The organism is Puniceibacterium sediminis (genome assembly GCF_900188035.1).
Classification (GTDB): domain Bacteria; phylum Pseudomonadota; class Alphaproteobacteria; order Rhodobacterales; family Rhodobacteraceae; genus Puniceibacterium; species Puniceibacterium sediminis.
In genome coordinates this window covers 90,536-103,646 of record NZ_FZNN01000007.1, presented here as the reverse complement: position 1 = coordinate 103,646, position 13,111 = coordinate 90,536, and the positions used below count along the sequence as shown (strand labels likewise).

Here is a 13,111-nt window from a genome sequence, read left to right as displayed (position 1 = left end):
GTATGAAGATGCAGAAACTCGTTGTGATCGGTGCTGGCATGGCCTCTGGCCGCGTGCTGGAACACCTGTTCGAAACCGCCCCCGACGCCTTTGACGTCACCCTGTTCAACGCCGAACCCCGCGGCAACTATAACCGCCTGATGCTGTCCCCCGTCCTGTCGGGCGAAAAAAGCTATGCCGAAATCATCACCCACGGTGACGACTGGTATGCCGACAACAGGGTGACTTGCCGCTTTGGCGAGGCGATCGAAGGCATCGATCTGGCCCGCAAGGTCGTCAAAAGCGCAGGCGGCGAAACCCCCTATGACAAGCTGATCATCGGCACCGGATCGAACCCCTTCATCATTCCGCTGCCCGGCCACGATCTGCCCGGCGTGATCAGCTACCGCGATCTGGACGACACCAATGCGATGATCGAAACCTCGTCCAGACCCGGTGCCCGCGCCGTGGTGATCGGCGGCGGTCTTCTGGGGCTTGAGGCGGCCGCCGGTCTGCGGATGCGCGGCATGGAGGTCACCGTCCTGCACATCGCGGGCCACCTGATGGAACGTCAGCTTGACGCCGCAGCGGGCTACCTTCTGCGCCGCGATCTTGAGGCACGCGGCATCACCGTCATCACCCAGGCCTCGACCCAGAGCATCGAAGGTGATGGCAAGGTTGAGATGGTCAAACTTGCCGACGGCACCGAGCTGCCCTGTGAACTGGTCGTCATGGCCGTGGGCATCCGCCCCTCGGCCCAGCTGGCCAAGGATGCCGGGCTTGCGGTCGGCCGCGCGATCACCGTCGATGCGCAGATGCAGACCTCGGACCCGGACGTGTACGCCTTGGGGGAATGTGTTGAATTCGCGGGCAATATCTTTGGCCTCGTCGCGCCGCTTTACGATCAGGCCAAGGTTCTGGCCAAAACCCTGATGAACGAAGACGACGTTTTCACCGTCAAGGAACTCGCCACCAAGCTCAAGGTCACGGGTTGCGATCTGTTCAGCGCCGGTGACTTTGCCGAAGCCGACGACCGCGAAGACATCGTGTTCCGCGACCCGGCGCGCGGCGTCTACAAGCGCCTCGTGCTCAAGGATGACCGCCTGATCGGTGCCGTGATGTATGGCGATACCGCCGACGGAAACTGGTTCTTCGGGATGATCAAGGACGGCACTGACGTGTCGGAGATGCGTGATACGCTGATATTCGGGCCTGCCTATCAGGGGGGGGCCGCTGTGGACCCTTTGTCGGCCGTTGCAGCCTTACCGGCTGACGCAGAAATCTGCGGCTGCAACGGCGTGTGCAAAGGTCAGATCGTTACTGCCATTGAGGGCGGGGCCACCGACCTTGCCGGCATCCGCGCAACCACCAAGGCTTCGGCCTCCTGCGGGACCTGCACCGGCCTTGTCGAACAGGTGCTGGCCGTTACTTTGGGCGATGATTTTGTCATGCCCACGGCGCAATCGGTCTGCAAATGCACCGACCTCACGCACGAGGACGTGCGCCGGCTGATCAAGAGCAAAGAGCTGAAATCCCAATCCGCCGTCTGGCAGGAGTTGGGCTGGACCACGCCCAACGGTTGCCACGTCTGCCGCCCGGCGATCAATTTCTACCTGCTGGCGGACTGGCCGCTGGAATATCAGGACGATCCGCAAAGCCGCTTTGTGAACGAACGCAACCACGGCAACATCCAGAAGGACGGCACCTATTCGGTTGTGCCGCGCATGTTCGGCGGCATCACGACCGCAGCGGAATTGCGCGCCATTGCCGATGCGGCGGACAAATACAACGTGCCCACCGTCAAGGTTACCGGCGGCCAGCGCATCGACCTGCTGGGCGTCAAGAAAGAAGACCTTCCCGGCATCTGGTACGATCTGAACGCCGCCGGCATGGTCTCGGGTCACGCCTATTCCAAGGGTCTGCGCACCGTCAAAACCTGTGTTGGAACAGACCATTGCCGCTTTGGCACGCAGGATTCCACCGGCCTTGGCATCAAGCTGGAAAAACTGCTTTGGGGGTCCTGGACACCGCACAAGGTCAAGCTGGCCGTGTCGGGCTGCCCCCGCAACTGTGCCGAGGCGACCTGCAAGGATCTTGGCATCATCTGCGTGGACTCGGGCTATCAGGTCGGTGTCGGCGGCGCGGCGGGCATGGACCTCAAGGAAACCGAACGTCTTTGCGATGTCCCGACCGAGGAAGAGGCGCTGGAAGTCACCGCAGCCTTTGTCCAGATCTACCGCGAGAATGCCAAATACCTCGATCGGCCCTACAAATGGATTGCCAAGGTCGGCCTTGATTGGGTCAAGGAACGGGTGGTTGACGATCTTGAAAACCGTCGCGCGCTCGCCGCCCGGTTCGAACTGTCCCAAACCATCTACCGCAAGGATCCCTGGGCCCCGCTGGCCGCCAAGGCCGAAAGCTTTGCCCCCCTTGCCGATCTCACACTGGAGGCTGCGGAATGAACTGGATCGACATTGGCGCCCTGACTGACATCCCCCAGCGCGGCGCGCGGGTGGTCAAAACCCAAGTGGGCTGTATCGCCCTGTTCCGCACCGGCGACGATCAGGTGTTCGCCGTCTCAGACACCTGCCCGCACAAGGGCGGCCCCCTGTCCGAAGGCATCGTTCACGGCCATCAGGTGACCTGCCCGCTCCACAACTGGGTGTTTTCGCTGGAAACCGGTCAGGCGCAGGGTGCCGACAAAGGTCAGATCGACACCTATGCGGTCCGGGTCGAAGACGGCCGCCTGATGCTCGACCAGACGCAACTGCAACAGCGTTCTGCCGCCTGAGGCGGCAGCTGTCCCCGCCGCTTCGGGCGCGGATCTTTTTACGAGTAGGACACCACGCAGACCCATCGGAAATTCCTCCAGACTGAAACCCTCCTCACCCCGGAGAAAGGAAATACCCATGTATGTTACACCCAAGGACTTTGCGAAAAAGATGATCGACGCCGGCGAGGCGAAGGTTTTCATGTCCACCAAGGACACCGTGATCCGCGCCTATATGGCCGGTGCAATCCTTGCGCTTGCCGCTGCGTTTGCCGTCACCGTCGCCGTCAACACCGGCAACTTCCTGATCGGCGCGCTGCTGTTTCCGGTCGGCTTCTGCATGCTCTACCTGCTGGGCTTTGACCTGCTGACGGGTGTCTTCACCCTGGTGCCTCTCGCGCTGCTGGACAAACGTCGCGGTGTGACGGTCAAGGGCATGCTACGCAACTGGGGGCTGGTCTTTGTCGGGAATTTTGGCGGGGCCTTCACTGTCGCCGTGTTCATGGCGATCATCTTTACCACCGGATTTTCGACCGAACCGAACGCCGTCGGGCAGAAGATCGGCGTTATCGGTGAAAGCCGAACCGTGGGCTATGCCGCTGCCGGCTGGGCAGGGATGCTGACGCTGTTTATCCGCGCGGTGATGTGTAACTGGATGGTGTCCACCGGTGTGGTCGCGGCGATGATGTCGGATTCAGTCTCGGGCAAGATCATGGCGATGTGGATGCCGATCCTTGTGTTCTTCTACCTCGGCTTCGAACACTCCATCGTCAACATGTTCCTGTTCCCCTCGGGCCTGCTGCTGGGCGGCAATTTCACCGTCGTCGATTACCTGCTCTGGAATGAAATTCCGACCGTGATCGGTAACCTTGTCGGCGGCGTGACCTTCGTTGGCGCGATGATCTATGCCACACATCACAAGACCTCTCCGGAACTGGGCCGCGATGAGGCCACAGCCATCGCCACTCCGGCGGAGTGAGCAACATGCAGGAGGTGCGGACAATGAAAGATACAGATGGTGTCCGCTCCACCTGCCCCTATTGCGGGGTTGGCTGCGGGGTGATCCTGCGGCCTGACGGTCAGGGCGGCCTGCATGTGACGGGCGACCGCGACCATCCGGCCAACAAGGGTCGGCTTTGCTCCAAAGGGCTGGCGCTTGGCGAAACCGTCAGCACTCAGGGCCGTCTGCTGTCCCCGACTGTCAACGGGCAAGAGGCCAGCTGGGACGACGCGATGCAAACAGTTGCCGACCGTTTTTCGGCCACGATCGCGGAACACGGGCCGGATTCGGTCGCCTTTTACGTCTCGGGTCAGATGCTGACCGAAGATTATTATGTCGCCAACAAGCTGATGAAGGGTTTCATCGGGTCCGCGAATATAGACACGAATTCAAGGCTTTGCATGGCATCTACGGTCGCCGGGCACCGCCGCGCATTCGGCACCGACACCGTTCCCGGCACCTATGAGGATCTGGAAGAGGCGGATCTGGTCGTTCTTGTCGGCTCCAACCTCGCTTGGTGCCACCCGGTGCTGTATCAGCGGCTGGCGGCGGCGAAAAAGCAGCGCCCGGAAATGCGCGTCGTCGTCATCGACCCGCGCCGCATCGCGACCTGCGACCTTGCCGATCTGCATCTGCAACTGCGCGCCGGGACGGATGTGGCCCTGTTCAACGGGTTGCTTTCGGCGATCTACGAAGGCGGCTGCATCGACAAGGCCTATATTGCAAATGTCGATGGCTTTGACGCAGCACTTGCCGCCGCCAGTATCGACCGGATGGATGAAACCGGCCTTGACCGGCGCGACATACAGACATTTTTCAACCTGTTCCTGCGCACCGATCGCACCGTGACCGTGTTCAGCCAGGGCGTGAACCAAAGCTCGGCCGGATCGGACAAGGTCAACGCAATCCTGAATTGTCACCTTGCCACCGGGCGCATCGGGCTGCTTGGCATGGGGCCGTTTTCCGTCACCGGTCAGCCCAATGCCATGGGTGGCCGAGAGGTCGGCGGCCTTGCCAACATGCTCGCCTGTCACCTCGACATCGAGAACCCGAACCACCGCCAGGCAGTGCGCGGCTTCTGGGAATCGCCCGGCATTGCGGACCACGCGGGGCTCAAGGCCGTGGATATGTTCCGCGCCGTGGGTAAGGGTGAAATCAAGGCGCTCTGGGTCATCCACACCAACCCCGCCGTCACCATGCCCGATGCCGATGCCGTGCGCGCGGCGATTGCGGGCTGTGATTTTACCGTGGTCAGCGACATCACCGGCGCGACAGACACAGCGCGGCTTGCCCACGTCCTGCTGCCCGCCGCCGCCTGGGGCGAAAAGGACGGCACCGTCACCAATTCGGATCGCACGATCAGCCGCCAGCGTGCCGCGCTGCCGCCCCCCGGTCAGGCCCGCCCCGACTGGGCCATCCTGGCCGAAGTCGGTCGCCGCATGGGCTGGCATGGTGCCTTTGACTATGAAACCCCGGCCGAGATCTTTCGCGAATATGCCGCCCTGTCGCATATCGCCGGGCATTTCGACCGTGATTTCGACATCTCTGGCCTGTCGGACATTTCTGACCATGAATATGCCGACTTTGCCCCCACCCGCTGGCCCGTCACCAAGGATCGTCAGGGTGGCCGCTTCTTTGCGGATGGCAAATTTTTCACCCCCAATGGCAAGGCGCAGATGCTGGCGCTGCAATACCGTCCGCCGGCTGCCAAAACCGGGCCGCGCTTTCCCTTCCGGCTGAACACCGGGCGCGTCCGTGACCAGTGGCACACCATGACGCGCACCGCCCTGTCGCCGCGCCTGTCTGCGCATCTGGCCGAGCCGTTTCTTGAAATTCACCCCGACGATGCCGCCCGCACCGGTCTTGGCCCGGCCTCGCTGGTGCAGGTGACCAGCCCTGTCGGCTCGGCCATCCTGCGCACGCTGATCACCGACCGCGTCCGCCCGGGCGAAGTCTTTGCCCCGATGCACTGGACCAGCGACACCGCGCCCTCGGCCCGGATCGACATGGTTGTGCCGGATGCGGTCGACCCCGTTTCGGGTCAACCCGAAAGCAAGGCTGCCGTGGTCGCGCTCGCGCCCTATCACGCGGGCTGGTACGGGTTCGCCGTGTCCTCGCAGCCGATGACCCCCGAAACCGACTACTGGGCCATGGCCCGCACCCCCGGCGGCTGGCGCGCCGAACTGGCCACCTTTACCACCCCGCAGGACTGGGAAGGCTATGCCCGCACCCTGTTTGGACTGCCCGATGCAACCGTGCAAATGGTGCAGGACGCGGCCCGCGGCATGGCGCGCCTTGCCTTTCACAACGGTGACCGTCTGCTTGCCGCGCTTTTCGTGGCGCGTGAACCCGTGGCGGTGATGCGCGACTACCTCGTGACCCTGCCGGGCACCGATGCGCCGTCGGTCCTGACCGGGCAAAGCCCTGCCGACATGCCCGATCCCGGCCCCATCGTCTGTTCGTGCTTTGGCATCGGGATGAATACCATCCTCACCGCAATCGAAACCGACGCCCTGACAACCGTTGACCAGATCGGCATAGCTCTTCAGGCCGGGACCAACTGCGGCTCCTGCCGCCCGGAACTCGCCGCACTTCTGGCCCGTGGTCAGGTACAGGAGGCGGCGGAATGAGCCTTGCCCCCTTCGTGCGCATTCTGGGCCGTGGCCCGGGCCGGTCACGCTCGTTCACCCGGGATGAGGCGACAGAGGCAATGACCATCACCCTGAACGGACAGGCCGAACCCCAAGCCGTCGGTGCCATGCTCATGCTACTGCGGATGAAGGGCGAAACCCCGGACGAGATCGCCGGTTTCGTCAGCGCCGCCCGCGCCACCATGCCCGCCCTGCCACGCCCCGCGCTCGACTGGCCAAGCTATGCCGCCGGGCGCACGCGTGGCCTGCCGTGGTTCCTGCTCGCGACGCGCCTTGTGGCGCAGGCCGGTCATCCGGTGCTGCTGCACGGCTGGAATTCGCACCAGCAGGGCCATGCCTCTGTTCGCCGCGCGCTGCCCCATGTCGGCATCCAATCGACCAGCCCCGACACAGTTGCGGACGTGCTGAACCGTGACGGGATCGCCTATCTGCCGCTCGAATCCTTTGCGCCGCAGTTGCTTGACCTGTTGCAACTGCGCGATGTGCTGGGCCTGCGGTCCTGCATCAACACGGTTCTGCGCGTGCTCAACCCCGCGTGCGCCCCCGCCGGTGTGCAGGGCGTATTCCATCCGCCCTACCGCGACCTTCAGGCCGATGCGGGCGTCCTTCTGGGCCAGCAGTCCCTGACCATCATCAAGGGCGGCGGCGGCGAATTCGAACGTCACCCCTGCAAGGGCGTTCAGGCCTATGGCCTGCGCGCCGCGACCCGTTGGGAAGCACCCTTTGATGCGCTCCTGCCCGAGACCCGCAGGCTGAACGACGGTGCCGACGATCCGGCCCGGCTGACACAGCTTTGGCAGGGAACCCTGAACGATGAATTCGCGGAACGCATCGTCACCGGCACCGCCGCTCTTGCGCTCGATACCCTTGGTGTCAGCGATCCCGAACAGACCGCGCTGGCCCTCTGGGCCGACCGCCGCCGTGCCAAAGCCGCCTGAAGGAGATCCGAGATGAAAAGCTTTCCCATGTTCATCCGCACCACCGGTCGCCGCGTCATCATCGCGGGCGGCGGCGAACAGGCGGCGCAAAAGGCGCGTCTGCTGCTCAAGACCGACGCGAAACTGATCCTGCTGGCCGATACGCTGGACCCCGAACTACAGACGCTGGTGGCCGAAGGCCGCGCGATCCATCAACACGGCCCCATCGCCCCCGGTGATTTCAAAGGCGCCGCCATGGCATTCATCGCCACCGGCTGCCCTGCTGTGGACGCGTCGTTACACGCGCTGGCGCAGGAATCCGGCGTGTTGGTGAACGTGGTCGATCAGCCCGCGCTGTGCGACATCACCACGCCGTCGATCGTGGACCGCGATCCCGTCGTCGTCGCCATCGGAACCGAAGGCACGGCACCCGTTCTGGCCCGTGCCATCAAGACCCGGATCGAGGAACAGCTTGACCCGCGCCTTGGCAGCTTTGCCGCACTTGCGGGCCGTTTGCGCGACCGTGTCGCCGCCCGGGTCCCGCGTGACGCACGCCGCGCCTTCTGGCGCTGGGCGTTTCACGAAACCCCCTGGCAAAACCACAAACGTGGTGCCGAACGCGATGCCGCCCAACTGCTGAAACAGGCGATTGAGGTCGGCGGCGCGCCGCAGACACCCCGGCAGGGACAAATCGCGCTGGTCGGTGCCGGCCCCGGGGCGCGTGACCTGCTGACGCTGCGCGCGGTCGAGCGTCTGCAAGAGGCGGATGTCATCTTTTACGACCGTCTGGTCGATCCCGGTGTCCTCGAACTCGCCCGGCGTGATGCCGAACGGGTGTTCGTCGGCAAGGTCGTCGGCGCGACCGCCTGGCCGCAGGACCGCATCAACGCGCTGATCGTGGCCGAGGCGCTGAAAGGCCGTCGCGTGGTGCGGCTGAAATCCGGCGATCCGGCGGTCTTTGGTCGCGCCACCGAAGAGCTGGATGCAGCCCGCGCCGCCGGGATTCCCATCGAACTGGTGCCCGGTGTGACGGCGGTATCCGGCGCGGCGGCGGCCATGGGGCGGTCGCTGACGCTGCGCGGGCAGACCGATACGCTGGTCCTGACAACGGGCCAGTGTCGCGACGGGGACGCCGCACCGGACTGGCAGCATCATGCCCGCCCCGGGACCGCGCTGGCGTTCTACATGTCGGTTGGCCATGCCGAACAGATCACGGCGGCATTGCTGGCCAATGGCATGCCTGCCGATCTGCCGGTGACCATCGCCGTCAAGGTGACGCAGGACGGCGAACGTTTCGTTGAAACGACCATCAGCGCGCTTGCCACGACGCTGGCGTCCGAACAGATCAAAGGCAGTGCCGTGATCATGGTGTCATGGCCCAAGGACATCGCGCGCGTGGCGCAACAACCGCTGCGCATGATGGCCTGAACGCTAGAGCCTGCGTCCCATCGCACCAGCCGCCCAGACCGCAAAGTCGCGCAGCATTTCGTCACTGGCGGCGTCAAAGGCACGGACCACATCGCCGGTCTTTGTGGTCGGGGACTCGGCCGTCGCGCCAAAGGTCCGGCTCGCGATAATCTGCACATCGCGTTCCCGAACTAGGCTCGCCACGATCCGCAATCGGATCAGCACCGGTGCATCGACAGCTGCGGCCTCGGCCTGAAAATCGGTAATTTCAGTCATGATGGCGTAATCCCCGCCCGCCCCCAGCGGTGTGCGGCCGACATAGCGCAACGCCTGCGTCGATTCGAGCGTGCGCAGCATCAGCGTCTGCACCAACTGCGGCACATCCTCGGACCAGCGCACATCGGGAAGGTACTGCGCCTGATAGGGGTCGGGGCGGATCATGATGTGGTCGGTCTGCAACGCGCCGCCAGTTGTCGGTGTCTCGATGGTCACGACCAGCGGTAGGGGATTGCCCCGTGCCACCGGCACATCGTCGGGCGCGCGCAGTTCATAGACGTCAAGCGGGGTGCTCACATCCGACAGAGCCGACAGGGCGGAACAGCCGGAAAGCCCCGACAGGGCAAGGCACAGCGCCAAGGCGCGCGGGATCGGGGATCGGAACGTCATGTGGCACCTCATCGTCTGAATTCCGGGGTCGATTTGTCCAGAAAGAACCGCGCCGGATCACGCTGGATGCTTGTGGTCAGCCGGTCAAGGTTGGCGATCAGGTTGCGCGTTTCCTGCGCCAGCCGACTATAGAGCGGCAGACCGTTGGCGGCAAACTCGGCGATCGGTGTTCCCGACGCGTTGACCACCCGCAGCACCTCGGCAAAGGTCTGTTCGGCGGATCGGCTGGCGGCGCGCAGATCCGCCGAAATTCCGGGAATGTCGGCGGATACCTGATTGATCGCGCCATTCAGATTTGCGATCGCGCCCCGCAGATCGGCTGTGATCCCGGCGACATCGTCGTTGATCACCCGGTCCGCCCCGTCGAAGGCCCGCTGGGCCGCGCCAAGCGCGTCTTCACCCACAACCAGCGCAGAGTTGACGGCGGTGAGCGTGTCATTCGCGCTGGCAAAGGTCTCGCTCACCTGGTTCAGCGTCACTTCGGCGGTGGCCGACAGCGATTCAATCCGCCCCGAGGCACCGGTCAGGTCGTCGCCAACCTGCGCGATCACCCGGTTCGCGGTCGCCGTGGCGGTCCGGATGTCGGCCACGATGCCCGGCAGATCGGTTTCGGTCACGGCGTTGATCGACTGCATCGCACGGGTGGCATCGGCGATCATCACACTTGCGTCGGCGATCAGTTCGGCACCGTCCTTTTCCATCAGATCCTCGAAACTGATGGCGGCGCTGTCCATGGTGTCCAGCGTGACTTCAAGATTGGCGATCATCACCTCTGTATCGGCCAGCACCTTGCGGGCCTCGGTCAGGCGGGCGGTGGCGGCAAGGCCGGTCTCGTTAAAGGTATTCAGCGTGCGGCTGGCATCCTCGCGCACTTTCGCCACCTGCTGGCGCAGGTCCGTAACCGTCAGTTCCAGTTCGGATGTCAGCTGCGGCAGGTCGTTGGCCAGATAGCTATCGGCCGTTGTCAGCGTTCCGGTCGCAGCGTTCAGCGTGGCGGACCCGTCCGTCAGGAAGCCCTTGGCCTGTTCGGTCAAATCGTTGATCGTGGTCAGCGTGGTGCTGGCGGTGTTCAGCATCTGGGATGCGTCGCTGGTCAGGGCCTCCAGCGTGCTGTTGAACCTGTCGATCTGTTCGGCAAAACCTGAAACCGACTCGGTCACGTTGGAAAAGCTGCGCAAGGTGGTGGAAAAATCGTCCGACGCGGCTTCGACATTGGTCAGGATGTTTGCGATCCGGTCGCGGTTTTCGCCGTTCAGAATGTCGCCCAACCCCTGAACGACCTTCAGCGCTTCTTCGAGCAGTTGGGGCGCGTCCTCGGACAGGGTCTGGATGACCGACCGGCCCGGTTCAATGTGCGGAATTTCGCCCGGTGCCGGTTCAACCAATGCCGCCTCGGGCGTGCCCGCGCTGATGCCCACATAGGACACCCCCGTGACACCCTGGGATTCGATTGTCGCGACGCTGTCGATGCGCACCGGTGTGTCTGCATCGATCTCGAGCCGCGCGGTGATGGTGCCGTCGCGTTCCGGCGACAGGCGCACATCGACCACCTGTCCGACCGGCAGACCGCTGAACCGCACATCCGACGCATTCGACAGCCCCGAAACCGTGGTGAAGGCGACATCGTAATAGGCGAACTGCCGATCCAGCTGGACCTGCGCGAACCACAGGAAAAATCCAAGGATGCCGGTCAGGCCCGCAAGGGTGAATATCCCGATCAGCAGATAGTTGGCGCGCGTTTCCATGGCTCAGTCACCCCCATGCCCGGCCTGGGCCGAGGCGGTCGCCGCCCGGGCCCGGGGTCCGTGGAAATATTCGTGCACCCAGGGGTGATCCACCTTCAGCATGTCGTTCAGGGTTCCTGTGACCAGCACTTTGTTTTCCGCAAGCACCGCAATCCTGTCGCAGGTTGCGTGCAGGGTATCTAGGTCATGGGTGACCAGAAATACAGTTAAGCCCAGTGAACGGCTTAATCCATGGATCAACTTGTCGAATTCTGCGGCACCTATGGGATCAAGGCCCGCTGTCGGCTCATCGAGGAAAAGCAGTTCAGGGTCCAGCGCCAAAGCGCGCGCAAGCCCCGCACGCTTGCGCATCCCGCCCGACAACTCGGACGGAAACTTGTCGCCCGCCAGATAGGGCAGCCCCACCATGGACACCTTGAGATCAGCCAGCTTGCTGCGGATCGCGGGGTCCAGCCCCACAACCGGGCGCATTGGCACCTCGACATTCTCGCGCACGTTAAGCGATGAAAACAACGCGCCGTCCTGAAACATCACGCCCCAACGCCGTTCCAGCATGACGCGCGTGTCTTCGTCGGCGGTGCGCACATTGGTGCCCAGCACGTTGATCGTGCCCGCCATCGGGATCTGCAATCCGGCAATCGTGCGCAGCAGCACCGATTTTCCGCTGCCAGATCCGCCCACAACGCCCAGAATCTCGCCCCGGTAGACGTCCAGATCCAGATCGGCATGCACCACATGGCTGCCGAACTCGTTGCGGATGCCGCGCAGGCTGATGATCACCTCTTTTTCGTCGGTCTCCTGCATGCTCAGATCCCTATCTGTGCGAAGAAGATGGAAAACACCGCATCCGCGACGATCACCGCAAAGATCGCCGTCACCACCGCGTTCGACGTCATCCGTCCCAGCGATTCCGCGTTGCTCTGGACCTGCATGCCGGCATGGCAGCCCACAACGCCGATGATCACGGCAAAGAACGGCGCCTTGATCATGCCGACCGTCACATGATTGACGTCTGTGCCTTCGATCAGGCGGGTGACGAACATCGCAGGGGAAATCCCCAGGTCGATCCAGGCCATCAGCCCACCGCCCACCAGCCCCATCACATCGGCAACCAGCCCCAGAATCGGCAGCATCAGGATCAGCGCCAGGATTCGCGGCACGAACAGCGTCATGGCCGGATCAAGCCCAAGGGTGCGCATGGCGTCGATCTCTTCGCGCATCTTCATCGACCCGATGGCGGCGGTAAAGGCCGACGCCGTGCGTCCCGCCACGATGATCGACGTCAAAAGAATGCCCAATTCGCGCAGGATCGAAATGGCCAGCAGGTCGACCACAAACACCTCGGCCCCGAACTGGCGCAGCTGGGTGGACCCCTGAAAGGCCAGAACCACCCCGATCAGGAACGACATCAGCGCCACGATGGGCACCGCCCGCAGGCCGACCTCTTCGCAGTGATGCACCAGTGCCGTCAGGCGAAATTCGGTCGGGTGACGCGCGGCACGGCCAAGCCGCGCAAGGAAAAGGCCAAGGTAACTGGTCAGCGCCGCCAGAAACTGTACCGAACGGCTGACAGCCTTGCCAACCCGGATGATCCAGTCGGGTAGGGTGGCGCGGCGGACCGGCAGCGCCTCGGGGTGGGGCAGGGCATTGGCGACGCTGTGCAACAGGTCCTCGACCTGTTCCGTGGCGCCCAGTATGTCAAACTGCTGCCCGCCCGCCTGAATTCGTTCGCGCAGCGTCGCCACGGCCCAGGCACCCGCCGTATCGATCCGCTGCACCCCGGAAAGGTCGGCGGCGACCGGCGCGGTGGCACCGATCTTGCCCAGATGCCCCTCCAGTTCGGTGACATTCGCAATGGTCAGCGCACCGCGCAGCACCAGCCGCACCGTTGCCTGTGTTTCGTCGATTTCCACGTTCATGTCAGGGTTTGGGGACATCTTGCAATGCGCGGCCTGTGCAACTGTGTCAGAAGGTCC

At 63.8% G+C, this 13,111-nt stretch carries 9 protein-coding genes and 1 pseudogene; 6 read left to right on the top strand and 4 right to left on the bottom strand.

Annotation, left to right across the window (positions count from 1 at the left end; genetic code table 11):
- Positions 1-8: 8 nt before the first annotated feature.
- The 6 genes from nirB to cysG all read left to right on the top strand — a co-directional run bounded on the left by nirB (position 9) and on the right by cysG (position 8,745).
- The gene (gene nirB / locus CHB75_RS09600; RefSeq protein ID WP_089270329.1) at positions 9-2,441 is read left to right on the top strand and encodes a nitrite reductase large subunit NirB; all 2,433 of its coding nucleotides are present in this window, start codon (positions 9-11) and stop codon (positions 2,439-2,441) included.
- Positions 2,438-2,770, top strand: a complete 333-nt coding sequence (gene nirD / locus CHB75_RS09595; protein ID WP_089270328.1) for a nitrite reductase small subunit NirD — start codon at positions 2,438-2,440, stop codon at positions 2,768-2,770. Before nirB ends, nirD begins: the two co-directional genes overlap by 4 nt.
- 118 nt (positions 2,771-2,888) lie before the next feature.
- Positions 2,889-3,728 (top strand): formate/nitrite transporter family protein, encoded by an 840-nt coding sequence (locus CHB75_RS09590; RefSeq protein WP_089270327.1) that lies wholly within the window; start codon positions 2,889-2,891, stop codon positions 3,726-3,728.
- Between the two features lie 23 nt (positions 3,729-3,751).
- The gene (locus CHB75_RS09585; RefSeq protein ID WP_089270326.1) at positions 3,752-6,379 is read left to right on the top strand and encodes a nitrate reductase; all 2,628 of its coding nucleotides are present in this window, start codon (positions 3,752-3,754) and stop codon (positions 6,377-6,379) included.
- Positions 6,376-7,338 (top strand): glycosyl transferase family protein, encoded by a 963-nt coding sequence (locus tag CHB75_RS09580; protein ID WP_089270325.1) that lies wholly within the window; start codon positions 6,376-6,378, stop codon positions 7,336-7,338. Before CHB75_RS09585 ends, CHB75_RS09580 begins: the two co-directional genes overlap by 4 nt.
- 12 nt (positions 7,339-7,350) lie before the next feature.
- Positions 7,351-8,745 carry a siroheme synthase CysG gene (cysG, locus tag CHB75_RS09575; RefSeq protein ID WP_089270324.1) on the top strand — a complete coding sequence of 465 codons (1,395 nt, stop codon included), beginning with the start codon at positions 7,351-7,353 and terminating at the stop codon, positions 8,743-8,745.
- A gap of 3 nt (positions 8,746-8,748) precedes the next feature.
- Here cysG and CHB75_RS09570 read toward each other — a convergent pair whose 3' ends face one another.
- The 4 genes and pseudogenes from CHB75_RS09570 to CHB75_RS09555 form a co-directional block, all read right to left on the bottom strand.
- The gene (locus CHB75_RS09570) at positions 8,749-9,390 is read right to left on the bottom strand and encodes an ABC-type transport auxiliary lipoprotein family protein (RefSeq protein WP_089270323.1); all 642 of its coding nucleotides are present in this window, start codon (positions 9,388-9,390) and stop codon (positions 8,749-8,751) included.
- A 1,412-nt stretch (positions 9,391-10,802) separates the two neighbouring features.
- Positions 10,803-11,135, bottom strand: a pseudogene (locus CHB75_RS22470) (MlaD family protein); the annotation flags it as partial.
- Between the two features lie 3 nt (positions 11,136-11,138).
- A complete protein-coding gene (locus tag CHB75_RS09560) occupies positions 11,139-11,939 on the bottom strand; it encodes an ABC transporter ATP-binding protein (protein WP_089270321.1) in 801 nt (266 codons plus the stop codon).
- Between the two features lie 2 nt (positions 11,940-11,941).
- The gene (locus tag CHB75_RS09555) at positions 11,942-13,072 is read right to left on the bottom strand and encodes an ABC transporter permease (protein ID WP_089270320.1); all 1,131 of its coding nucleotides are present in this window, start codon (positions 13,070-13,072) and stop codon (positions 11,942-11,944) included.
- Positions 13,073-13,111: the final 39 nt, after the last annotated feature.

Bases quoted from the DNA above. Each gene is read 5' to 3' on its own strand.
- nirB (WP_089270329.1), top strand. From the start codon at position 9: ATGCAGAAACTCGTTGTGATCGGTGCTGGCATGGCCTCTGGCCGCGTG.
- nirD (WP_089270328.1), top strand. From the start codon at position 2,438: ATGAACTGGATCGACATTGGCGCCCTGACTGACATCCCCCAGCGCGGC.
- CHB75_RS09590 (WP_089270327.1), top strand. From the start codon at position 2,889: ATGTATGTTACACCCAAGGACTTTGCGAAAAAGATGATCGACGCCGGC.
- CHB75_RS09585 (WP_089270326.1), top strand. From the start codon at position 3,752: ATGAAAGATACAGATGGTGTCCGCTCCACCTGCCCCTATTGCGGGGTT.
- CHB75_RS09580 (WP_089270325.1), top strand. From the start codon at position 6,376: ATGAGCCTTGCCCCCTTCGTGCGCATTCTGGGCCGTGGCCCGGGCCGG.
- cysG (WP_089270324.1), top strand. From the start codon at position 7,351: ATGAAAAGCTTTCCCATGTTCATCCGCACCACCGGTCGCCGCGTCATC.
- CHB75_RS09570 (WP_089270323.1), bottom strand. From the start codon at position 9,390: ATGACGTTCCGATCCCCGATCCCGCGCGCCTTGGCGCTGTGCCTTGCC.
- CHB75_RS09560 (WP_089270321.1), bottom strand. From the start codon at position 11,939: ATGCAGGAGACCGACGAAAAAGAGGTGATCATCAGCCTGCGCGGCATC.
- CHB75_RS09555 (WP_089270320.1), bottom strand. From the start codon at position 13,072: ATGTCCCCAAACCCTGACATGAACGTGGAAATCGACGAAACACAGGCA.